Genomic DNA, 23146 nt, shown 5'->3' on the forward strand with positions numbered 1-23146 from the left:
TGATATCACTTGAAATTATTTTATTTTTTCCTATATTTATTAGGTAAGGTTTTGACATACTTCCCTTTGAAGAACTTCCAATTTTCAAAATCTTTTAAAACATAAAAAACGTCTTTAGATACATGGTATCCCATATTTTTTAATATTAGATAAAGCAAAGTATCAAATGTCCTAAATAGCAAACGATTAAAAGAATCTAGCTCTTTATGCGTTTCAAATCCTATGACACCCTTTTTAAGCTGAAGTTGATATTCAGTAATCTGTTTTCTTGAAGGGTGAATAAACTGCGATAGTAATGAATAAAGTTCCTTTGTATCTTCAACCATAATATCAGTTAAACCGTTAAGATCATCAATGGGACTAATAGAAGAACGAGGTATTTTTGTATACAAGTAACTCAACTTTTCTTCTAGAGTTTTATCTTTACAAATTTGGTCAACAGCTGCATATTTTATAACTGCCTCTAACATATACCTTAATTCTCTTTTAGATGCATTTAGCATTATTTCGCTAGAAACTAAATCTATGGCTATGACTGAACCCAATAAATCAACAGTTCCAAACAATAAAGCAGAATCCTTATACATTATATAATCTCTAGTAGCAGCCACTTTAATTATAACTAGTCCTTTTTTAAAATCTTCTAATAAGGTGCTCATATAATCAGATGATTGTTTATAAGCCTGTGAATTTATTACCTCCTCTTCATAGCGTTTTAGTTTTTCTTCGTTAGAAACACTGTCATAAAATGGTGTCATCTTATTCTCCATATTCACTAAATTTTATGATGAAAAAACACAACACTATGAAGGCATTTGATTAACAAGTGGTATCATAACGGTATCACTCGAAATTAAATGCCTTCAAAAAGCGTTGTGCATCAATGTTTTTTATTAACCAATAGAACCTTCCATCTCAAACTTAATCAAGCGGTTCATTTCAACGGCGTATTCCATTGGTAGTTCTTTTGTGAATGGCTCGATGAAGCCCATGACGATCATTTCTGTTGCTTCTTCTTCAGAAATTCCGCGGCTCATCAAGTAGAATAGCTGCTCTTCTGATACTTTTGATACCTTCGCTTCGTGCTCTAATGAAATGTTGTCGTTTAAGATTTCATTGTAAGGGATCGTATCAGATGTTGATTTGTTATCCATGATGAGTGTGTCACACTCGATATTTGAGCGTGCACCCTCTGCTTTGCGTCCGAAGTGAACGATTCCGCGGTATGTGACTTTACCGCCTTGTTTCGAAATCGATTTCGATACGATCGTTGAAGATGTGTTTGGTGCAAGGTGAATCATTTTCGCACCTGCATCTTGGTGCTGACCTTTACCTGCTAGGGCAATACTTAATGTCATACCACGAGCGCCTTCACCTTTTAGGATGACCGCTGGGTATTTCATTGTCAGCTTAGAACCGATGTTTCCATCAATCCATTCCATTGTCGCATTTTCTTCACATACTGTACGTTTCGTCACAAGGTTGAAGACGTTGTTTGCCCAGTTTTGAATCGTTGTATAACGGCAGTAGCCGCCTTTTTTCACGACGATTTCAACAACCGCACTGTGAAGAGAGTTTGTTGTGTAAACTGGAGCTGTACAGCCTTCTACGTAATGCACATGTGCGCCTTCATCAACAATGATCAGTGTACGCTCGAACTGACCCATGTTCTCAGAGTTGATACGGAAGTATGCTTGAAGTGGTGTATCTACTTTTACGCCCTTTGGTACGTAGATAAATGAACCACCAGACCATACAGCCGAGTTAAGCGCAGCAAATTTGTTGTCAGTCGGAGGAATGACTTTTGCCCAGTGCTCACGGAAGATGTCTTCGTTCTCTTTTAATGCGCTGTCTGTATCTTTAAACACAATTCCTAGATCTTCAAGGTCTTGCTTCATGTTGTGATACACAACTTCAGATTCATACTGAGCAGATACACCTGCTAAGTACTTTTGCTCTGCTTCAGGGATACCAAGCTTATCAAAGGTTTGTTTGATTTCTTCTGGTACTTCATCCCAAGAACGCTCAGAGCGCTCTGATGGCTTTACGTAGTACGTAATTTCATCAAAGTTTAATGCATTTAAATCTCCGCCCCATTGTGGCATCGGCATGTTGTAAAAGTGCTCAAGAGATTTCAAACGGAAGTCGAGCATCCACTGAGGCTCTTCTTTCATACGAGAAATTTCTTCAACGATCTCTTTTGTCAGTCCGCGCTCTGAACGGAAAATGGAAACGTCTTTATCAGAAAAGCCGTATTTATATTCACCAACATCTGGCATTTTTTTAGCCATCCATTTTCACTCCAATCTTATGATTTGCCGTTATCTTCGGCAGATGCGCCTTTTTCAAGCGCCTTCCAGGATAATGTTGCACATTTGATGCGGGCTGGGAATTTTGCCACTCCCTGCAGCGCCTCAATGTCTCCAAGATCAATGGAATCGTCGTATTCTTTTCCTAGCATCATATCGGAGAAAATCTGAGACATTTTCAAAGCTGTTTCAATATCTTTCCCTTTAATCGCCTGCGTCATCATAGAGGCAGATGCCATCGAAATAGAGCATCCTTCTCCTTCAAATTTCGCATCAATGACTTTTTCGTCTTCGATTTTCATCGTGAGACGAATGCGGTCACCACACGTTGGGTTGTTCATATCGACGACAATACTGTCGTTTAACACACCTTTGTTTCTCGGATTTTTATAATGATCCATAATCACTTGTCTGTACAGTGTGTCTAAGTTTACATTAAAAGACATTCGTAAAATACTCCTTTGTCTTACGGAGCGCTGCGATGAGCTCGTCAATCTCTTCTTCTGTATTGTACAGATAGAAGCTTGCTCTTGCAGTCGCTGATACACCAAGCCATTTCATGAGCGGCTGTGCACAGTGGTGTCCAGCACGAATGGCGACACCTTCCGTATCCAGAACAGTAGACGCATCATGCGGATGGACGTCGTCTAAGTTAAACGTCACAAGTCCAGCTCGGTGCTGCGGTCCATAAACAGTCGCACCATCAAGCTCCTTAAAGCGCTCAAGCGCATAAGTGGCAAGCTGATGCTCGTAACGGCTGACTTCTTCCATACCAATGTCATTTAAGAAATCAATCGCTTTTCCTAGTCCAACTGCTCCGGCAATAATCGGTGTTCCCGCTTCAAATTTCCACGGCAGCTCTTTCCAAGTAGAATCATACAAATCCACAAAGTCGATCATTTCACCGCCAAACTCAGCAGGCTCCATATTATTCAAAAGGTCCTTCTTCCCGTAAAGTACACCGATGCCAGTCGGTCCACACATTTTATGCCCAGAGAATGCGAAAAAGTCACAATCTAAGTCCTGAACATCAATTTGCATGTGCGGCGTGCTTTGCGCACCATCGACGACAATGATTGCCCCATGATCATGGGCAATTTTAGCGATCTCTTTAATCGGGTTGATGGTTCCTAATACGTTTGAGACATGTGTGACAGCGACGATTTTCGTTTGATGTGTGACCGTTTGCTTCACATCTTCAAGCGATAGCGTGCCGTCTTCCTGTAACGGAATATATTTCAATGTGGCGCCAGTTGCTTTTGCTGCTTGCTGCCAAGGGATGATATTCGCATGATGCTCCATGTGCGTAATGACAATCTCATCGCCTTCTTTGAGGTTTGCTCTAGCATAGCTGATCGCCACTGTGTTTAGTGCAGTTGTTGTACCTCTAGTAAAAATAATCTCCTGGACAGATGAAGCACGGATGAATGCACGAACTTTCTCTCTCGCACCCTCGTATGCGTCCGTTGCTTTTGTGCCAAGGGTATGAACACCCCGGTGGACGTTCGAGTTGTAAGACCGGTAATACTCATTCATTGCATCAATGACCACTCTTGGTTTTTGAGAAGTCGCTGCACTGTCCAAATACACCAAATCATGTCCGTTCACTTGCTGATGAAGGATTGGAAATTGCTCACGAACGTCTTTGATATTCATTATTTTACTTTCCTTTCAATCACAGAAACGAGCTGCTTTTTAACTCCTTCAATCGGCAGTTCTTTGACGACTGGATTTAAGAAGCCATAAATCACAAGTCTTTCTGCATCTTCTTTGGAAATCCCGCGGCTCATGAGGTAATACAATTGAATTGGATCGACACGTCCAACAGAAGCAGCGTGCCCTGCTGTCACATCATCTTCATCAATTAATAGAATTGGGTTTGCGTCACCGCGTGCTTTTTCACTCAGCATGAGAACACGTGATTCCTGCTCTGCATTTGACTTCGTTGCGCCATGCTCGATTTTACCAATTCCGTTAAAGATAGAGGATGCTTGATCCTTCATCACACCATGCTTCAAGATATACCCTTCAGAGTTTTTACCGAAGTGGATGATGCTTGTTGTAAAGTTTTCTGTTTGATTCCCACGGCCGACAACAACGGATTTTGTATCACCGAATGTACCGTCGCCCATAAGCTTTGTGATATTTTCAGACACGACGTCTCCATCATTCATCAGGCCAAGCGCCCATTCGATTTTACTGTCACGGCCATTTGCCATACCGCGTCTGTTCACATACACTGTGACACCTTCTGCAAGGTTATCTACTGCACCGTAAGTGACGCGGGCATTAGCTCCCGTGAACACTTCAGACACGATATTGAAGATCGCATCTTCCGGCTTTGCCGTACTGATGTAGTTTTCTACATATGTCACAGCACTATGGTCGTCTGCTACGACGATGACATGGTTGAACAAAGTCGTGTCGTCATTTTCATGCAGGTAGACGGCTTGAATTGGTGCTTCAAGCTCCACATTTTTCGGTACATAGAGGAAAGCTCCGCCATTGACTAAAGCAGCGTGTAAAGCTGTTAGTTTATGCTCATCTACTTTTACTGCATCAGTCATGAAGTATTTCTGCACTAGATCTCCATGTTCGCGGATCGCTGTATGAAGGTCAGTGAAGATCACGCCTTTGTCTTTCGCTTCCGTTGAAAGAGACAAGTATGCTGGCGTTTGATCACGCTGAATGTAGACTGTCTTATCTGTGTCCTCTAAATCAATGAGAGATTTCACTTCTTCAGGAAGCTCTTCTAATGATCCAAATGGCGCACTTTCGACTGTATGCTGTTTGAAATTGGTTAAATTCCATTTAGAAATATTCGTTTTGTCAGGCTTTGGCATTGGAAGGTCTTCTGCTTTTTCAAGAGCCTGTAAGCGAAGGGAGCTCATCCATGCCGGTTCCTGATGCTTCTCGGAGAAGCTTTTGACATAATCTTGATCTACTGATAATTTCGTTTCTAATGTCATCAATAATCCTCCTAACGCTTACGCTTCTTGACCAACAGTTTCGTCTTCAATTCCTAACTCTTTTTTAATCCAGTCATAGCCTTCTGCTTCTAAACGCTGCGCGAGCTCTGGTCCGCCAGATTTCACAATACGTCCTTGCATCATGACATGAACGTGATCTGGTGTGATGTAGTTCAGTAGACGCTGATAGTGAGTGATCATTAAGCAGCCGAAGCTTTCGCCGCGCATTCTGTTAATTCCTTTAGAAACCACTTTCAAAGCATCGATATCAAGACCAGAATCGATTTCGTCAAGAATCGCAATCTTTGGTTCAATCATCATTAATTGAAGAATTTCATTGCGTTTTTTCTCCCCGCCTGAGAAACCTTCGTTTAGGTAGCGCTGTGCCATGTCTGGGTCCATTTCAAGGAACTCCATGTTTTCGTCCATTTTGCGGATGAATTTCATCAGAGAGATTTCATCGCCTTCTTCTCTGCGAGCGTTAATAGCAGAACGAAGGAAGTCCGCATTTGTGACACCACTAATTTCAGATGGGTATTGCATCGCAAGGAAAAGACCTGCTTGAGCGCGCTCATCTACTTCCATTTCAAGTACATCTTCGCCATCTAGCAAAATGCTGCCTTTTGTTACTTCATATTTAGGGTGTCCCATAATTGCAGCAGATAAAGTTGATTTACCTGTACCGTTTGGTCCCATTACTGCGTGGAATTCTCCACCTTTTATCTCGAGGTTTACACCCTTTAAGATTTCTTTCCCTTCAATCTCAACGTGCAAGTCCTTAATTGTTAATGTCGAAGCAGTCATATATCGATACCTCCAAAATAATCATTATTCTCAATTTATTCTCATTCTAATTTTATAACAAATTAAAAGTGAATACAACACATTCACGATATACGTGAGAGGATGCTCTCAAAATTCTAACAAAAAAAGCCGGTAGATAAAAGGATTTATGTCGAAAAGACTGTTTTCATAAAGAAAGGACGGGAAACTGTTCTCCCCGTCCCTGAGCTATTTAATAGCCTCGTATATTCATTTTTGCGAGCTGTCTTTTCTCATCTCGATAGGACTGCTCTCGTTTATATTCCACTTTCATCCGTAAGTCATGGTCTCTTTCGTACTCTGCATAGCTCATGCCATGAGCTTTATGCATGGCCTTTTCCATCTCGGCGGTATAATCCAATCCCAGTGTACTATGGTCCGAACAAATAATAAACCATTCCCTTCTTTGAGTGTAGCTTTATTATATCAAAGACATGCGGTTTCACTCAAAAGGGATATGACGTTCTATGCTGGCATATTTTCTCACACAATCGGCTGAGAACGACTCAACTCCCTGATATGGAAAAATACCGTCTTATCCTTCCCTTAATGCGTCTGTCCTCCAAATTCATCAATACATTGCTGAACGACAGTAATCCCTTGACTCAGTGCTGCCCCGCCGCCAAATGCTGCCGCCACGCTGACAACCTCCAGCAAATTCTCTTCTGTCGCGCCTTGATCGAGCGCTCCCTTTGTATGATAAATCATGCAGTATTCATCCTGTGCATGAATACTGATGCCAAGGGCAATCATTTGCTTTTCCTTTTGCGTTAATGAATCGCTCTGAAAGCATTGCTCCGTAAATTCATTGAATTTCTTCCCAAACACCGGCATTTTCTTCTGAAATTCACCCATTGCCGTTTTATAATCCGTCAGTGATTGCTGCATAGATCCGCTCATATGCTGTTCATTCATCTTTATTCCATCCCTTCAGGTCATTTGTTCGTTTTTATTATGAGCGAGATTTGAAAAAATACACAAAAAACCTCGCTTTGATGAAAGCGAGGTTGAATCGTTGTTATTCAGATACCGGTAGAACTGCACCGTCGTATTTTTTGTCGATGAATTCTTTAATTTTATCAGAGTGAAGAACTTCCATTAATGTCTTGATCTTCTCTGATTTTTCTTCACCTTTGCGAACAGCCACGATGTTTGCATACGGGTTGTTCTTTGTTTGCTCAAGTTCAATTGAATCTTTTTTCGGATTCAATTTATTTTGAATCGCATAGTTGACGTTGATAAACACAGCATCACCTTCACTGTTTTCATAAGCTTTCGCTGTTAGTTCAGGAGCGATTTTTTTGAACTTTAGGTTCTTTGGGTTTTCTTTGATGTTCTTGACCGTTGAGTTGATTGTATCAACCTTTGGATCAAGCTTAATGACACCGGCATTTTGTAATAGAGCAAGCATACGTCCTTGCTCAGCTACGTTGTTTGTCATGATGATGGTGCCGCCATTTGGAATATCTTTTACTGATTTGTATTTCTTAGAGTAGATACCGAAAGGCTCAAGGTGAACCGCACCAGCACTTACTAGGTTATAATCTTTGTTTGATTTGTTCTCTTCGTTCAAGTAAGGGATATGTTGGAAAAAGTTTGCATCCACTTCTTTTTCAGCTAACGCTTTGTTGTACATTTTATAATCACTAAGTACTTTCACTTTGAGATCGTAGCCTTTTTCTTTTAGAAGTGGTTTTGCTTCTTCAAGAATCTCGGCATGTGGTGTTTTTGAAGCCGCAACCGTAATGGTTTTGCTATCACTTGCGTTATTAGATGAACCGCATGCAGCTAAGATGCCTGCAAATGCTAGAAATAGTGCACTTAAAATCAATTTCTTCATGAATAAATCCTCCCTTAACGTTTATCAATTTTATTTGTAATCAAATCACCGATTATTTGAATAATAAAGACGATGATGAGAATAAACACAGTGGCAACAAGTGTGACATCTGTATTACCAGATTGGTATCCTTCCACATAGGCAAGGTCACCAAGTCCGCCTGCTCCAATTGCACCTGCAATCGCAGTTGAGCCAATTAAAGCAATCGCTGTTACGGTAATACCTGAAATGAGGGCTGGCAATGATTCTGGCAGCAATACTTTGAAAATGATGGTCGATGTTTTCGCTCCCATTGAGCGTGCTGCTTCAATGACTCCTTTATCTACTTCACGCAGTGCAATTTCGACAAGGCGTGCATAGAATGGAGCTGACCCTATGACAAGGGCAGGGAGGGCTGCATTGGGACCTAGAATTGTGCCCATAATAAGTTTTGTAAACCCTAATAATAGAATGATTAAAATGATAAAAGGAATCGATCTAAAAATGTTGACGACTGCCCCGATAACGGTGTTAATCGGTTTATTTTCCCAAAGACCGCCTTTACTAGTCAGAAAGAGCAATAGCCCAAGGATGATACCAATAATAAAAGCAAATGCTAGTGAAATGAGTGTCATGTACACCGTTTCACCCGTTGCATTCCAAATGACATCTAAATCAACGTTCGGAAACCATTTCTCAAACATGTGTCATCACCTCGATTTCAACCTGTTTGCTTTGGATATAGGCGATGGCTTTTTCTACCTCGGTCTCTTCTCCATTAATATGGATAAAGAGTGTTCCAAACGCGCCTTCCTGCGTTTGAGAAATCTTCCCTTGAAGGATGTTCACATCGACCTTGAAGGATCGAATGATTTCAGTGATCAGCGGCTGCTCGGCAGAATCGCCAATAAAGGACAACCGTACGACCTGACCTTCTTTTACTCGCTCTAAGACGTGCTCGATTGTTTCTTTCGCTTCCTCTGGTTCAGCAAGCTGCTGTACAAATCGCTTCGTCATTTCTTCCTTCGGCTGTCTGAACACGCGTAATACTTCGCCTTCTTCGACAATACGTCCATTCTCCATGACCGCCACGCGATGACAAATTTTGCGAATGACGTGCATTTCGTGTGTAATCAGCACAATCGTGAGCCCTAGTCGTTTATTGATATCCGCCAAAAGCTCAAGGATGGAATCGGTTGTTTGCGGATCAAGCGCAGACGTCGCTTCGTCACAAAGAAGAACCTTTGGATCATTTGCTAATGCTCTCGCAATCCCCACACGCTGCTTTTGTCCGCCGCTTAGCTGAGACGGATACGCATTTTCTTTTCCTTCTAAACCGACTAATTTAATCAGTTCATTCGCACGTTCTCTCCGTTTTGATGCCTTTACACCTGCGATCTCAAGCGGGAACATAATATTTTGTCTCACCGTTCTTGACCAAAGTAGGTTGAAGTGCTGGAAGATCATACTGATTTCTTGTCTTGCTTTCCGAAGTTTCGCATTCGATACTTCATTGATCCGGTTGCCTGCCACTTCAACAATTCCTGCTGTTGGCAGCTCCAGACCGTTTAATAGGCGAATAAGCGAGCTTTTTCCGGCACCGCTATACCCGATAATTCCGAATATTTCACCTTTATCGATATCCAAGTTAACTTCTTTCACGGCATCAACATTTCCGCTTTTAGAGTGGTACGTTTTTGATACATTCTGTAAATGGATCACAGTCTGTTCACCTGCTTTCTTGCTGAATCTATAGGTTGCCATCACATACGTTATTTATTCTTCCTGCTGTCATGCCTCTAGCCTGACACCAGGTCAGTAAAAAAGACCTAACTGCAACGCAAGCAGAAAGGCCTTTTATGTTCAATACGCCTTTCTCTCATCTTTCAAAGCATTGCGGCTTTGAGTGAATTGGCACCAATTTCAGCTATGCTGACGGTTGCCGGGTTTCATAGGGCACGTCCCTCCACCTCTCTTAATAAGAGAAAATATGTTGTTTTATGTGATGTTCATGTTTTTACTAACGTAGAATATCATGCTACCCGAGATATGTCAACGCTGTAAATCGCTAATTTCCAAGTAAACGACTACGTTATCATTTTTCGAAAAAAACCGTTCGTCAGCCAAAGCACAGCCTCTAGTCTTAGGAGCGCACGGAATGACCCTTTTACTTTTACTTGTCCTCTGCTAATTAACTGCTGTAAGGACATATCTCCATCTAATAATTGAAGTATTTCTTTTCTCTCACCATAAAAGATGAGATCCGATAACTCAATTGCAGGTAGTTTCTTCACTTCACCACGTTCATCCACAATCAATGTACAAGAGTCAGTTTCCGCCTCAAATGTAATCTTCAAGGATGATGATGAGAGCAGCGGTTTTAATAATAAACGCTGCCCTGTGTTCCCATGGGTTTTCACATTTTCCACATGTATAACCTCCCTGTCATTTGGTTATACATAACATTTCTCTACAAACATTGGCTTGTCCTTTATAAATAACTCGACAAATTTTCAGACGAATTGCTTGAAATATGACAAAAAACCGCTTTATTTAGCGGTTTCAATCATTTCATGAAGATATGGAACGGAGTGAAAGGCATAGCCTTTTTGCACCAGCTCACCTTTTTTAAACAGTAGAAAGCAAGGAACGCTTTCGATCTCAAAAGCTTTTGCAAAGCCTGGTGAGTAGTTTAAATTGTTTTCATAAAATGGTACATCCGGCTGCATGGCGTCTACGACTGCCAGCATTTTCTTTGCCAGCTGGCATGTTCCGCAAAACGGTGTATATAAGTATAGAAGAAATAAATCGTCCTTTATTTCCTTGAATTCGTGTTCTTCAATCTCTTTCATATACGTCCACCCTCATAAATATTTCGAATGAACATCAATGTTTGCAGCTAATAGGATAGATGCAATGTGGGCTGACGGTGAAGCGGCCACTTCGCGGTATGTTCTGTCGACAAAAAGATGAAGTGCTTCAGGGAATTCTTTTCGAAATTGCTTCCGCAGTTTGTCGCCTGCATCGTCACTGTCTGCTAATATGTAAACGTCTTTCCCCAATAATTCGTCTACGAGCTGATCCAGCTTCGATGTACTGATCGTGCCATTGGTGCAAATGATGGTAACAGGTTCACTTATGACTTCTTTTAGCTTTTGTTTGTCTGTTTTACCTTCTACAATGATGACCTTTTCTACCTCTACATTCAACACGATCACCCGGCCCTTTTGACATTGTTCACTTCTCCCTTAGATTACAATCTTTCATCGAGGTTGTAAAGATTGGGCACTTGCACTAAAAAGACTGCAGCTTATGCTCACTGCAGCCTCATCTGTGATTAGCACCAGCCATTTTCATCATCACAGTCTACATATTTTTCTGTCCCGTGGGTCAATGTATCCGTCAGACGATAAAAACGATTTTGATCATAGGAATAACCTGATTTTAACTCATATTGGTTTTCACTAATCATCGTGCCAATCTCTTCATTTTGATGATACAGCACCATGCCGCTTTCTTTGAATCGTCCAGTGACATGATCTGTTATATCCACCTGTTCTTTTTGAAAAGACAAATTGGACACCCCCATAAAGGTAGAGTGTCCAATTTCACGTGAATTAGTCTTCTTTTGTCATTTCTTCATATTGCTCAGCAGTCATCAAGTTCTCGATTTCAGATGCATCTGCTGGCTCTACCACGATCATCCATGCTTTTTCGTATGGAGAGTCGTTGACGAATTCAGGGCTGTCATCCAGCTCATCGTTCACTTCGACGATTGTGCCGTTGATCGGTGCATAAAGCTCAGAAACTGTTTTCACTGATTCTACACTTCCGAAAGGCTCGTCCGCTGTGATTTTGTCTCCTACTTCAGGAAGCTCAACGAACACGATATCACCTAGCTCAGATTGAGCAAAATGCGTAATACCGATACGCACCTTCTCCCCTTCTACTTTGACCCATTCATGTTCTTCTGAATAACGTAAATCTTTTGGTGTGCTCATTCAATACCCCTCCAGTCTTTTCTTTCAATCTATATTGAAGATACCACAATCTGAATGAAAGTTACATCATTTCCAGACGCTTTTAAAGGTATCTTCATTAAATCCAACTGTGACTCGTTTACCGTCTGTTGTAATCGGACGCTTGATCAGCATTCCGTTCGATGCGAGTAATTCTAGCTGCTCGTCCTCTGACATTGCAGGAAGTTGATCTTTCAGCTGTAGCTCCCGGTATTTCTGTCCGCTTGTATTAAAGAACTTCTTCAGCTCTAAGCCGCTTTTTTCGTAAAGGGCTTTTAATGTTTCTTTATCAGGCGTCTCTTCGACGATATGTATGCTGTTGATGTCTTTATTGTGTTCTTCCAGCCATTTTTTTGCTTTTCGGCATGTACCGCAAGATGGGTATTCATAAAAATCTAAAGCCACCATTTTCACCTCCTGCAAATTGTGAGAACATTTTATCACAAAATATTTTAAAAACCTAAATGTATGCTTACAAAAAGGTGCGGATATCACTCCGCACCTTTTAAGCTGTCCTTATACGATATATTTCTCTGCTTCAAAGATTCGTTTCGCCACTTCGCGCTTTTTGGCGATGACATTGATCGGGGTGAATCTTGTCAGTTTGCGAAGAGCTGACAGACTCATGCGGAGTGAATCTCCTTCTTCCATCGCGATCAAGGATTCTTTTGCATGGGCTTCAATTTTTAAGAAGGCTTCCTGCGTGAAAATTTGTGTGTAGGCAAGCTTTTGAGCGTTCTTTTCTAGCCCTGATGAAGCGATTGCCTTTTCGGTACGCAGAATCGCCGATTCAGCAGCAAAAATTTCATTGACGATATCCGCTATGTTCACAAGGATTTCTTGCTCTTTGTCTAAAGCTTTTCCATACTTCATCGCTGCCATACCAGATACCATAAGGGCGATCTTTTTCGCATGGGCGAGTAAATATTTTTCTTGATCGAGCGGCTGATCACCCGGCTCTTCCGGCATCATCATCATGAGCTCTTCCTGTAAGGTTTGCGCTTTTTGAAGCAGCGGAAGCTCCCCTTTCATCGCTTTCTTCAGGAATGTGCCTGGTACAAGCAGACGGTTGATTTCGTTTGTCCCTTCAAAAATACGGTTAATCCGCGAGTCACGATAGGCTCTTTCGACCTCGTATTCTTGCATGAATCCATATCCGCCGTGAATCTGCACGCCTTCATCTGCAATATAATCTAAAGTTTCAGAGCCAAGCACTTTACAAAGAGAGCATTCAATCGCATATTCTGCAATGGACTGGGCAATTTGTTTGCCGTCCTTTTGCTCTTCTTCACTTAATAGACCCATGCGCTGTTCAAATAATCCGACTGTGCGGTAAACAGCACTTTCCATCGCATAGAGCTTTGCAGACATGTTGGCTACTTTTTCACCAATTAAGCTGAATCGAGAAATTGGTGTTTGGAACTGCTTACGCTGGTTTGCATATTCTGCCGATAATTGAATGACACGTTTTGACGCACCAATTGTCCCGACAGCCAGCTTGTAGCGTCCGATATTCAAAATGTTAAAGGCAATGACATGACCTCTGCCAGCTTCACCTAGTAAATTCTCCTTCGGCACTTGAGCATCTTCAAGAATTAACGTTCTCGTCGAGGACCCTTTAATGCCCATCTTTTTCTCTTCAGGTCCAGTTTTGACACCTGGAAAATCCTTTTCTACGATAAAAGCAGAGAAGTGTTCACCATCAATCTTCGCATATACGACAAAGACGTCGGCAAATGCGGAGTTTGTAATCCATTGTTTTTCCCCATTAAGCACATAATGGGTTCCAGCTTCATTCAGGACTGCAGTCGTTTTTGCTCCAAGAGCGTCAGAGCCTGATCCTGGCTCAGTTAGGGCGTACGCCGCAATCGTTTCTCCAGAAGCGAGCCCAGGCAGGTATGCTTCCTTTTGCGCTTGATTTCCAAACAGCACGATTGGCAGAGATCCAATGCCGACATGGGCACCATAGGAAAGTGAGAAACTCCCTGCTCTGGAGAATTTCTCGGTAATGATGGCTGAACTGATTTTATCTAATCCGAGTCCGCCGAATTCTTCAGGCACATCAGCTCCTAGAAGTCCAAGCTCTCCAGCTTTTTTGAGAAGCCTGACGGAATGCTCGAATTCATGATGTTCAATTTGATCTATATACGGAACAACGTCTTGTAAAATATAATCCTCTGTTGTCTTTCCAATCATTTGATGCTCATCAGAGAAATCCTCTGGTGTAAAGATATGCTCATAATTCGTCTCATCAATTAAGAAGCTTCCACCCTTTTTTACATCTTCCATTGCTTTCATCCTGATTTCCCCCTTTAGATCAATTCAAAAATTCCTGCTGCTCCCATGCCCCCGCCGATACACATTGTGACGATGCCAAATTGCTCGTTTCGCCGTTTCATTTCATGAATGAGTGACAGTGTAAGTTTCGTTCCTGTACAGCCGAGCGGATGCCCTAGCGCGATTGCCCCGCCATTGACATTCACTTTCTCTTCATCGATCCCTAAATGACGAATGACTTGAATTGCCTGAGAGGCAAACGCTTCGTTTAATTCAAACAGCCCGATATCCTTCAGCTCAAGTCCAGCGATTTTCAGCGCACGCGGAATGGCTTCAATCGGACCGATTCCCATCACCTCAGGCGGTACACCGCCAACAGCAAACGCCCGGAACTTGGCGAGCGGCTGAAGGGAAAGTGAGGATGCTTTCTCACGGTCCATCATCATCACACACGCAGCGCCGTCACTTGTTTGTGAAGAGTTTCCTGCGGTCACCGTGCCTTTTGTTGAGAAAGCCGGTCGCAAAGTGGAAAGAATCTCCTCCGTTGTGCCCGCTCTCACGCCTTCATCCTGTGAGAACGTGAATTGATGTTCTTCTAATTGATATTGCTCCCCTACCCGCCGCTCTGTTACATCAACGGATACGATTTCATCTGAAAATTTCCCTTCCTGCAATGCTTTGGCTGCCTTTTGATGACTTCTTACCGCAAAGGCGTCCTGATCTTGACGTGTGACCTGATACTTTTGCGCCACTTGCTCTGCCGTGTGGCCCATGCTCATATAATATTCAGGCGCTTGCTCTGCCAATTGAGCATTCGGACGAATGGAATGACCCATCATCGGCACCTGTGACATCGATTCGACTCCTCCAGCTAAGATCGTTTCTGCCTGACCGAGCATAATCCGCTCACCCGCATAAGCGATTGACTGAAGACCAGATGAGCAGTAACGGTTGATAGTGATGGCAGGTACTGTATATGGAAGTCCTGCTAACGCCCCAATATTCCGAGCCACATTTAACCCCTGCTCTGCTTCTGGTGTTGCACACCCAATGATCAAATCGTCTATCTGTCCGTCGTAATCACCGGCACGCTTTAGTGTTTCTTTTACACACAATGCGCCCATATCATCAGGCCGAACATGTTTTAACGATCCTTTTTTCGCCTTCCCTACTGGTGTTCTCGCGCCAGCGACAATGACTGCTTCTCTCATTTTGACTCCCCCTTAGTTACGTAAAGGTTTTCCTTTGACGAGCATGTACTGCATGCGTGCCTGTGATTTCACTTCTCCTACAAGACTTAAAAAGGCTTCCCTTTCAAGCTCTAATAAGTATTGCTCCTCTACCTCTGTTCCAAATGGCAGTTTCCCGCCGGAAATGACATGAGCTAATTTTTTGACAATGGTCATGTCATGCTCTGAAATGTATCCAGACAGTCTCATATTTTCAGCAGCCAATATCATTGCTGCATAGCCTGTTTCTCCCATGACGGGCACCTTCTGCTTGAGCGGTGCACGATAACCCGCTTCATCAAGAGAGAGCACCAGTTGTTTCGCATCATAGATCAGGTGGTCCCCGTTCATACTGATTCGGTCACTCACGCGGAGCATGTTCATATCCCGCGCTTCCTCAGCCGAAGTGGATACTTTAGCCATTGCAATCGTTTCAAATGTTTTCAGCGTGGCATCTTGTATAGCGGTCTGCGTCGGCTTAGCTGATCCTTGCAGATGGCGAAGGTATAATTCTTTGTTTCCACCACCGCCCGGAATCAGTCCAACTCCCGCTTCAACAAGACCCATGTATGCTTCACTGGACGCTTGAATAGCTGCTGCCGGCAGACAAACCTCTGTTCCGCCTCCGAGTGTCATGCCAAACGGTGCAGCAACGACTGGACGGTCGCTATATTTCACCTTCATCATTGCCTGCTGGAAGCGGCGGATCACAAAGTCAATTTCAAAGAAATTATCGTCCTGAGCTTCCATTAAAATCAAAGCAAGGTTGGCACCAACACAGAAGTTCTTCCCTTGGTTTCCGATGACAAGCCCTCTATAATTCTGTTCCACCTCATCGACAGCGCGATTGATCATGTCAATGACATCTAGTCCAATGGCATTGCTTTTGGAGTGAAATTCGAGCAAGGCGACATCATCACCGATATCAATCAAGCTCGCACCAGAATTTTTAAAAATCACGCCCTGCTTCTTTTTCAATTTCGCTAAAGAAATATTCTTTTCGTTTCCTTTTTCCTGTTCATAAGCCCCATTGTGATAAAACGCACGCTCTCCATCAGCATTCACTTGATAGAATGTGTCGTGTCCTTCTGACAGCATGTCTTGCACCCACTGCGGGATGCTGTGACCTTCTGCTTCCATGCGCTCGGCTGCTTTTTTCACACCGATTGCATCCCAGAGCTCAAATGGACCGTGCTGCCAGCCAAATCCCCATTTCATTGCGTTATCGACGGACTGAATATCATCCGCAATTTCGCCTTTTAACTGAGCTGAATAAAGGAGCACAGGTGCCGTCATGTTCCAAAGCAATTGTCCTGCACGGCCATCTTGATAAATAAGCGCTTTCAATTTCGCTTTCGTCCCTTTTTGCTGCTTCGCCATCTCAATGCCTGGATCTTTAAGCTTCGTTCGTTCTCCATACGTGAGCGTCACAGGATCAAGTTCTAAAATGGCCTTTCCATTTTTTTGATAAAATCCTTGCCCTGCCTTGCTGCCAATCCATCCTTTTTCAAGCATTGTTTCAATAAACTCAGGCAGCTGGAAAATATCTTTTTCCTTTCCTTCTACTTGGTCATATACGTTGCGGGCTACATGGGAAAACGTGTCGAGCCCTACGACATCAAGTGTACGGAAGGTCGCACTTTTCGGTCTTCCAATGAGGGGTCCTGTGACCGAATCCACCTCTCCAATGGTGTATTTGTTTTCAAGCATTTCACGCACTGTTACAAGGAGTCCATAAGTACCAATACGATTGGCAATAAAGTTCGGCGTATCTTTCGCTTCAACGACGCCTTTGCCAAGTACATCCTCGCCAAACGTTTTCATAAATTGAAGTACTTCTGGATCTGTTTCTTGAATAGGAATGATTTCTAAAAGCTTTAAATAACGGGCTGGGTTAAAAAAATGTGTGCCTAAAAAGTGGCGTTTAAAATCATCTGATCGGCCTTCTGCCATTTTTTCAACCGAAATACCGGATGTGTTACTTGATACGATGCTGCCTTCTTTGCGGTGTTCGTCGATGAGAGAGAATACGTGTTGTTTGATGCTGAGTTTTTCAGTGACGACTTCAATGATCCAGTCAGCATCATGTAATAAGGAAAGGTGATCTGTGAGATTTCCCGGTGTGATGTATGATAGGTTTTTTGCTGATGTAAGAGGTGCTGGTTTTTGCTTTAACAATTTTTTCATCGCTTCTTGACTTAATCTATTCCGAACACTAGGGTGATCAAGCGTTCTCTTTTTCGCCGTTTCTTCCTTTGTCAGTTCGTTTGGCACAATATCTAGCAATGTTACTGGTATCCCGATATTGGCTAGATGCGCAGCAATGCCTGAGCCCATGACACCTGAACCAATGACAGCCGCCTTGCGAATATGTTTGCCCATAAATATCCCCCTAAACATTTTGAATGAACAGTCATTCATTTTTTGTCCAAAAAAAAGCAATGCCTCTTTCTTTATCTTAAAAGATTTTCCGAAACAGTTCAAGAGCGGATTTCAAAAATTTACACATTCTGATGTGCCTTACTTTGCGGCGTATGAATTAAAGATGAGAGGGCATTGTAAGAATGGAGGTGATGTCCACATGTCTCGTTTGAAGAAAAACCCATCGAAAGCAGGCGTAAGTGCTGCAAGTGTAAAAGGAAACGCAGGTCCATCACAGGAAGCAGACCTAGGCGGCAAAAAGACCAGTCAAAATCAGCAATATAAAAAGAATCAGTAAGGAAACAAAATCGTAAGGAGGAACACATCTTGAACAATCAGCAAATGAATATGCCCCCGCAAGTCATTTCAGTGAAGGATTCCTTGTACTTAGAGGATATGCTGAATTGGAACTTGATCGCTATGAAAAAGGCTCACTTTATGGCCGAGCACTGCCAAGACCAGACTTTGAAACAAGAATTAAATCAAGTGGGCCAAATGCATCATCAGCATTACACACAAATTCTTCAGCATTTAGGCAGCTCAGGGCAAGGCCAGTCTACTGGCTTTATGCAATAGGAGGAAAAAACATGGAACAACAAAACCAACAAAAAATCGGGAATCCACAAACTCCGGTTCCCACGACAACAAACATGAATGATCGTGATTTTGTCACAGACCTTTTGTCGACTGAAAAATATATGACAAGCGGTTACAACACAGCGCTCAATGAATTCAGTCATGAATCTCTTTACCAAGATATTCAGCGAATTGCGCTAGAAACTCAGAAAACACAAAGACATTTATATGATGTCATGTTCCGATATGGCTGGTATTCTGTTGAAGCCGCTGAACAGCAAAAGCTCCAGCAGGCACACCAGAAATTCCAGCAAACACTGACAGATCAATCTCCATACGGACCATCACAGATGTCATAAAGAAAAACTGCCAGTGTAGTGCTGGCAGTTTTTTAACGGTCTTGATTGGCTCGATGAGCTTCGTTCATTTGTTTGATCCGCTGAATTGTTTCTTTGATTTCTTCCTTCGCTTCTGGATACGTTTCATTAAAGTGCTTGGCTAGAGGCGGCATGCTTTTTGCAATATGAGAATAGATCACCCACTGTTTCACATCTTGTTTCAGTGCGTCTGTTGATTCACCAAGCAGCAGCTCTGTATATTTATCAAGCAAGCCCTCAAGCTTTTCATCTAATTCATTTCCCATTGAGTTTCCGCTCCCTTTTTAAGAAAAAAGCCTGACTCTGTGCGTAACAGATGTCAGGCTTTTGACATACGATTATCTTGCAGCAAGAAATGTCTCCGCTTGCGCTTGCTGTACGATACAGCGTCCTCTACCGTGCGGAATACATAATGGTGTCCCGAATAAAGGATCTGTCGTCACTTGGCAGTTCATATCAAAGACATTTTTCACAAGATCACAATTAATGACTGTTTCTGGTCTTCCTTCTGCATAAATCGTCTTGTCTTTAATCGCCACAAGGTGATGAGCATATCTGCATGCGAGATTCAGGTCATGAAGAACCATGACAATCGTGCGCTGCTCTTTTTCATTTAAGTCAAACAGAAGGTCTAGAATTTCAATTTGATGCGTCATGTCTAAATACGTCGTCGGCTCATCTAACAAGATAATATCCGTCTCCTGTGCTAACGTCATCGCGATCCATGCACGCTGCCTTTGTCCACCTGATAATGAATCGACCGTTCGATCAGCGAGGTCTTCCATCTTTGTTGACTTCAGTGCGCGATTCACCGCTTCCTCGTCTTGCTTCGACCACTGCTTCAGCCAATTTTGATAAGGATATCTGCCTTGCTTCACTAATTGATGCACCGTCAATCCTTCTGGCGCTTCTGGTCCTTGCGGAAGAATGGCGAGCTGTTTCGCTACTTCCTTTGTTGGTAATTTGGCAATGGAATGACCTTCAAGCAGGACAGAACCACCCATTGGCTTCATGAGACGGGCCAAAGAGCGAAGTAGCGTGGATTTACCGCATCCATTGCTGCCAATAAATACTGTGATTTCACCCTTAGGGATTGATACATTTAGTTCATCTATGATCATTGTTTCTCCGTAGCCTAAGCTTAAACCTTCAGTAGAAATGGCACTCATTCCGCTCAAACGCTCCTTTTCTCATGCAAATTTTTTATATGAAATATCGTCTATGTATAGACGGAAAAGATCACTTATCTCAATTTAGTGTATCAGATTTAAGTGATCTTGAAAATCATTTTCAATTAAAAAATGAGAAAGTCTCGTTTTACTTCTTCTTTTGGAATGTACGTTTGGTCCCATCTTCAAGCTTAATATCGACCTGAATCCGCTGATAATCATCGTCTAGATTAAAAGCGGCTAATAGCTCATTTACATACGCATCATTGATCTTCTCACTAGGAATAGACATATCATTTAGCTTCATCTTCATCTCGCGTAATGCTTCTTCACCTTCATAGCGGACACCGTTCATATGATCACGGATAAGTGCTTCTTCTTTGCCTTTCGCCTGACGATAGGTGGCTTCGTATAATTCGCTTTTCTGCCCGTATTGAACATGCAGGTGGAGATGCTCAAATGGAAGTTCCTTCATTTGAACCGCTGAGAGACTCTCTGCTTCTGCTTCCTTTGTTTGCTGCAGCGGTTCGATTGATTGGCAGCCAGACAGCATAAAAAGCAGCACTCCTATTTGTCCCGCCTTCTTCCAACACATCATGTGCTTCCTCCTATTTCTTATCATCGCTTTTTATTCTTCTCCATCCTGCTTTTCGTTATTCAATAAAACAGCGGACTATGGTAGATTGAAACAAAAAGGAGAACGAGATGATGAAAAGAACAGCCATTGTAACTGGCGCCAATAGCGGCTTTGGCAAGCTCATCACGATAGGTCTCGCCAAGCAAGGCTATACAGTGATTGCAGGGGTCAGGCAGGAAGCCAATGCAAAAAAGCTTGCCGAAGAGATCAAGCAAGCCTCTTTATCCGAAGCGATACATATTGAAGCATTAGATGTCACAGATACGCAGTCGATTCAAGCATTTCAGAAAAAGCTACATGCTTACGCCCCCATTACCTTGCTTGTCAACAATGCGGGAACAGCCTATGCGGGTTTTGCTGAAGAGGTTCCTGTTGACACGTACCGCCAGCAATTTGATGTAAACGTCTTCGGAGTCATGGAAATGACACAAGCCGTCCTTCCGTTTATGACAAATGGTGCAAAGATATTCAATATGAGCAGCATCAGCGGATTAATGGGAATGCCCGCACTTTCTCCATATGTATCCTCCAAGTTTGCTTTGGAGGGCTATACAGAGAGCTTGCGCATTGAACTGGCCTCATTCGGTATACAGGCAGTCTTGATCGAGCCAGGCTCTTTCCAAACAAATATTTGGAACACGTCTATGAACGAGCACATGTTGCAACCAGGGGAAGGATCGAAATACACAAGCATCTATCAAAAGATGATGGTTTATATCAATGCCCAGAAAACCAACTACGGTGACCCGCGTGAAGTCGCAGAGCTTGTGATTCGATTAGCCGAGAAGAAACGGCTGAAAAAGTTGAGATATCCGATTGGGAAAGGGGTGCGACTTTCATTCACAGCAAAGCAGCTCTTGCCTTGGAGCATGTGGGAAAAGATCATATTACGTACACTCTCTTCAAAAAAATAAGCATAAAAAAACAGGTAGACCTTTAACGTCCACCTGTTTTTTCATTTATTCGGTTTCAGACTGTCCAAGGGTAATGTCTAGATTTTTATTTTTCCCTTCACGAATGACAGTCATTGTCGTTTTATCGCCGACTTTTGTTTCTTTGTACAAAATTTCTTTCAGCTGAGAGCTGTTTGCCACGTTTTTCCCTTTGAATTTGATGATGACATCTCCAGATTTCAAGCCTGCTTTTTGTGCAGGTGATCCTTTTGATACATCTTTTACATAAATCCCTTTGCCGATTTGTTTATCAAATAAGCCGAGCGTATTTTCTTGATACGTTTCAGGCACTTGCTCAAGGTCAATCATTTGTACGCCAAGGTAAGGACGTTCAACCTTTCCATTTTTCAACAGCTCATCTACAATCGGTTTGACATCGTTACTTGGAATCGCAAAGCCAAGTGATTCCACACCGCTTTCGCTAATTTTTAAACTGTTGATGCCAATGACTTGACCATCTGTATTGATAAGCGGCCCCCCGCTGTTCCCGGGGTTAATCGCTGCATCTGTTTGCAGTACATTCATTTCCACCGTACCAGATGATGTGTTCGCTTCAACTGTACGATCAAGACCACTAATAATCCCTTCTGTCACAGTACCAGAGAACTGTGCACCGAGCGGGTTCCCAATTGCGATCACTTTGTCTCCAGCACGGAGCTTAGAAGAATCACCAAAGCTCGCCACTTTATCAATGCCGTCTGCATTGATTTCAACAACAGCTAAATCTGTCATCACATCATTGCCGACCAGCTTTGCGTCTTTTGTTTTCCCATCATAAAGTGTGACCTTCAGTTTATTGGCACCCTCGACTACGTGGTTATTTGTAATAATGTACGCTTTTTTGCCATCTTTTTTAAAGACGACACCAGAACCCGTTCCAGCTTCAGCTTCTGTTGAGTCACCGCTAAGGCCAAACGAATTTTGTGTAGATTGATAGTTTGAGACTCCTACAATGGTTGGCTCTAAATCTTCTACCATATCAGCGACATTCGTGGCATTGGTGATTTGTTTTGTTGAGAAATTATCAGAAGCTGCCGGCTCACTTGAAGCTGTTTGCGTTTGTGTGTTTGCAGCTGTGTCCTGTGACTGCGGCAAAAGCGGTGTAATGCCAAGCACAAGGCCTCCGCCAATAATCCCTCCAAGGATCGGACTGAGCCATGCCGCTTTCCGCTTTTTCTCCTTTTTCGACGCACGGTCATCCTCCATTTGAGGAGAATGGTTTGTCACACTCTCCTGAGTGGCAGATGCTTCGTTTTCATGAGGTTGATAAACGAGTTCCTTTTCTTTTTCTGGTTCGTCTATTTGTTTCTCATTCTCTTGATGCACATCTTCTTGATGATTCATCTTCTTCTCTTCATCTTCTCTTCGGAAATCCATCGCTTGCACTCCTTTACATCGTGTTCATGACTTGCTTGATTCATATGTTTAGATAGGACTCATGTCCTCTTAATGGCAATATCATTGAAGATACTTCATGACAATATGTCAAATTATATAATACTTATTGATAGAAAAAAAGCAAGGTGCGCACATTCGTGAAAAGCACCTATTTATCTACCTTTTGTCTAT

General features: G+C 42.6%; 28 protein-coding genes and 1 riboswitch. Of the genes, 4 read left to right on the plus strand and 24 right to left on the minus strand.

Annotated elements, in window-relative coordinates:
• Positions 1 to 20: 20 nt before the first annotated feature.
• From MKZ03_RS15140 to MKZ03_RS15235, 20 genes are all read right to left on the minus strand, one after another.
• Positions 21 to 758, minus strand: coding sequence for a hypothetical protein (locus MKZ03_RS15140; RefSeq protein WP_341032317.1), 738 nt, complete (start codon positions 756 to 758; stop codon positions 21 to 23).
• Positions 759 to 893: 135 nt separating this feature from the next.
• On the minus strand, positions 894 to 2291 hold the full coding sequence (sufB, locus tag MKZ03_RS15145; RefSeq protein WP_034659904.1) for a Fe-S cluster assembly protein SufB: 1398 nt from the start codon (positions 2289 to 2291) through the stop codon (positions 894 to 896).
• Positions 2292 to 2308: 17 nt separating this feature from the next.
• Positions 2309 to 2755, minus strand: a complete 447-nt coding sequence (gene sufU, locus MKZ03_RS15150) for a Fe-S cluster assembly sulfur transfer protein SufU (RefSeq protein ID WP_008347017.1) — start codon at positions 2753 to 2755, stop codon at positions 2309 to 2311.
• Positions 2745 to 3965 (minus strand): cysteine desulfurase, encoded by a 1221-nt coding sequence (locus MKZ03_RS15155; protein ID WP_034659905.1) that lies wholly within the window; start codon positions 3963 to 3965, stop codon positions 2745 to 2747. Before MKZ03_RS15155 ends, sufU begins: the two co-directional genes overlap by 11 nt.
• Positions 3965 to 5278 (minus strand): Fe-S cluster assembly protein SufD, encoded by a 1314-nt coding sequence (gene sufD / locus MKZ03_RS15160; protein WP_034659906.1) that lies wholly within the window; start codon positions 5276 to 5278, stop codon positions 3965 to 3967. Before sufD ends, MKZ03_RS15155 begins: the two co-directional genes overlap by 1 nt.
• A gap of 18 nt (positions 5279 to 5296) precedes the next feature.
• The gene (gene sufC / locus MKZ03_RS15165) at positions 5297 to 6082 is read right to left on the minus strand and encodes a Fe-S cluster assembly ATPase SufC (RefSeq protein WP_003213654.1); all 786 of its coding nucleotides are present in this window, start codon (positions 6080 to 6082) and stop codon (positions 5297 to 5299) included.
• A 211-nt stretch (positions 6083 to 6293) separates the two neighbouring features.
• On the minus strand, positions 6294 to 6431 hold the full coding sequence (locus tag MKZ03_RS15170; protein ID WP_162839378.1) for a hypothetical protein: 138 nt from the start codon (positions 6429 to 6431) through the stop codon (positions 6294 to 6296).
• Positions 6432 to 6646: 215 nt separating this feature from the next.
• A complete protein-coding gene (locus MKZ03_RS15175; RefSeq protein ID WP_003212803.1) occupies positions 6647 to 7015 on the minus strand; it encodes a carboxymuconolactone decarboxylase family protein in 369 nt (122 codons plus the stop codon).
• Between the two features lie 103 nt (positions 7016 to 7118).
• On the minus strand, positions 7119 to 7940 hold the full coding sequence (gene metQ / locus MKZ03_RS15180) for a methionine ABC transporter substrate-binding lipoprotein MetQ (RefSeq protein ID WP_106038201.1): 822 nt from the start codon (positions 7938 to 7940) through the stop codon (positions 7119 to 7121).
• A 14-nt stretch (positions 7941 to 7954) separates the two neighbouring features.
• Complete coding sequence (locus MKZ03_RS15185) at positions 7955 to 8623, minus strand: methionine ABC transporter permease (protein WP_099727008.1); 669 nt, start codon at positions 8621 to 8623, stop codon at positions 7955 to 7957.
• Positions 8616 to 9641, minus strand: a complete 1026-nt coding sequence (locus MKZ03_RS15190) for a methionine ABC transporter ATP-binding protein (RefSeq protein ID WP_106038243.1) — start codon at positions 9639 to 9641, stop codon at positions 8616 to 8618. The genes MKZ03_RS15185 and MKZ03_RS15190 overlap by 8 nt, the downstream gene beginning before the upstream one ends.
• Positions 9642 to 9795: 154 nt before the next feature.
• Positions 9796 to 9904, minus strand: a riboswitch (SAM riboswitch).
• A gap of 102 nt (positions 9905 to 10006) precedes the next feature.
• Positions 10007 to 10348 carry an SCP2 sterol-binding domain-containing protein gene (locus MKZ03_RS15195; RefSeq protein WP_034659911.1) on the minus strand — a complete coding sequence of 114 codons (342 nt, stop codon included), beginning with the start codon at positions 10346 to 10348 and terminating at the stop codon, positions 10007 to 10009.
• A 120-nt stretch (positions 10349 to 10468) separates the two neighbouring features.
• On the minus strand, positions 10469 to 10771 hold the full coding sequence (locus MKZ03_RS15200; RefSeq protein WP_282067026.1) for a thioredoxin family protein: 303 nt from the start codon (positions 10769 to 10771) through the stop codon (positions 10469 to 10471).
• Positions 10772 to 10783: 12 nt separating this feature from the next.
• Complete coding sequence (locus tag MKZ03_RS15205; protein WP_034660691.1) at positions 10784 to 11128, minus strand: toprim domain-containing protein; 345 nt, start codon at positions 11126 to 11128, stop codon at positions 10784 to 10786.
• 128 nt (positions 11129 to 11256) lie between these two features.
• Positions 11257 to 11493, minus strand: a complete 237-nt coding sequence (locus MKZ03_RS15210; protein ID WP_034659913.1) for a YusG family protein — start codon at positions 11491 to 11493, stop codon at positions 11257 to 11259.
• A gap of 43 nt (positions 11494 to 11536) precedes the next feature.
• Positions 11537 to 11920 carry a glycine cleavage system protein GcvH gene (gcvH, locus tag MKZ03_RS15215; protein ID WP_282067027.1) on the minus strand — a complete coding sequence of 128 codons (384 nt, stop codon included), beginning with the start codon at positions 11918 to 11920 and terminating at the stop codon, positions 11537 to 11539.
• A gap of 66 nt (positions 11921 to 11986) precedes the next feature.
• A complete protein-coding gene (locus MKZ03_RS15220; RefSeq protein WP_034317446.1) occupies positions 11987 to 12343 on the minus strand; it encodes an arsenate reductase family protein in 357 nt (118 codons plus the stop codon).
• Between the two features lie 111 nt (positions 12344 to 12454).
• Complete coding sequence (locus tag MKZ03_RS15225) at positions 12455 to 14236, minus strand: acyl-CoA dehydrogenase family protein (protein ID WP_066030427.1); 1782 nt, start codon at positions 14234 to 14236, stop codon at positions 12455 to 12457.
• Between the two features lie 14 nt (positions 14237 to 14250).
• A complete protein-coding gene (locus tag MKZ03_RS15230) occupies positions 14251 to 15426 on the minus strand; it encodes an acetyl-CoA C-acetyltransferase (RefSeq protein WP_226804012.1) in 1176 nt (391 codons plus the stop codon).
• Positions 15427 to 15438: 12 nt separating this feature from the next.
• The gene (locus MKZ03_RS15235; protein ID WP_340973699.1) at positions 15439 to 17826 is read right to left on the minus strand and encodes a 3-hydroxyacyl-CoA dehydrogenase/enoyl-CoA hydratase family protein; all 2388 of its coding nucleotides are present in this window, start codon (positions 17824 to 17826) and stop codon (positions 15439 to 15441) included.
• Between the two features lie 199 nt (positions 17827 to 18025).
• On the opposite strand from MKZ03_RS15235, the gene MKZ03_RS15240 reads away from it, so the two are divergent.
• The 3 genes from MKZ03_RS15240 to MKZ03_RS15250 are packed head-to-tail and all read left to right on the plus strand — an operon-like array spanning position 18026 to position 18800.
• Positions 18026 to 18163 (plus strand): YuzL family protein, encoded by a 138-nt coding sequence (locus MKZ03_RS15240; protein ID WP_003212904.1) that lies wholly within the window; start codon positions 18026 to 18028, stop codon positions 18161 to 18163.
• Positions 18164 to 18189: 26 nt separating this feature from the next.
• Positions 18190 to 18441 carry a hypothetical protein gene (locus tag MKZ03_RS15245; RefSeq protein WP_223249598.1) on the plus strand — a complete coding sequence of 84 codons (252 nt, stop codon included), beginning with the start codon at positions 18190 to 18192 and terminating at the stop codon, positions 18439 to 18441.
• 11 nt (positions 18442 to 18452) lie between these two features.
• The gene (locus tag MKZ03_RS15250; RefSeq protein WP_034659918.1) at positions 18453 to 18800 is read left to right on the plus strand and encodes a spore coat protein; all 348 of its coding nucleotides are present in this window, start codon (positions 18453 to 18455) and stop codon (positions 18798 to 18800) included.
• 32 nt (positions 18801 to 18832) lie between these two features.
• On the opposite strand, the gene MKZ03_RS15255 is transcribed toward MKZ03_RS15250, so the two are convergent.
• The 3 genes from MKZ03_RS15255 to MKZ03_RS15265 all read right to left on the minus strand — a co-directional run bounded on the left by MKZ03_RS15255 (position 18833) and on the right by MKZ03_RS15265 (position 20582).
• On the minus strand, positions 18833 to 19084 hold the full coding sequence (locus MKZ03_RS15255; RefSeq protein ID WP_066030425.1) for a YusU family protein: 252 nt from the start codon (positions 19082 to 19084) through the stop codon (positions 18833 to 18835).
• Between the two features lie 72 nt (positions 19085 to 19156).
• Positions 19157 to 19987, minus strand: coding sequence for an ABC transporter ATP-binding protein (locus tag MKZ03_RS15260; RefSeq protein WP_003213584.1), 831 nt, complete (start codon positions 19985 to 19987; stop codon positions 19157 to 19159).
• A 148-nt stretch (positions 19988 to 20135) separates the two neighbouring features.
• Entirely contained in the window at positions 20136 to 20582 is a 447-nt protein-coding gene (locus MKZ03_RS15265) for a YusW family protein (RefSeq protein ID WP_170938423.1), read from the minus strand.
• Positions 20583 to 20695: 113 nt separating this feature from the next.
• Between MKZ03_RS15265 and MKZ03_RS15270 the strand changes: the two genes are divergently transcribed.
• Positions 20696 to 21538 (plus strand): oxidoreductase, encoded by an 843-nt coding sequence (locus MKZ03_RS15270; RefSeq protein ID WP_340973701.1) that lies wholly within the window; start codon positions 20696 to 20698, stop codon positions 21536 to 21538.
• A gap of 45 nt (positions 21539 to 21583) precedes the next feature.
• Here MKZ03_RS15270 and MKZ03_RS15275 read toward each other — a convergent pair whose 3' ends face one another.
• On the minus strand, positions 21584 to 22954 hold the full coding sequence (locus MKZ03_RS15275) for a S1C family serine protease (RefSeq protein WP_034659926.1): 1371 nt from the start codon (positions 22952 to 22954) through the stop codon (positions 21584 to 21586).
• Between the last annotated feature and the right edge of the window lie 192 nt (positions 22955 to 23146).

The organism is Bacillus sp. FSL R5-0431 (assembly GCF_038002985.1).
Taxonomy (GTDB): domain Bacteria; phylum Bacillota; class Bacilli; order Bacillales; family Bacillaceae; genus Bacillus.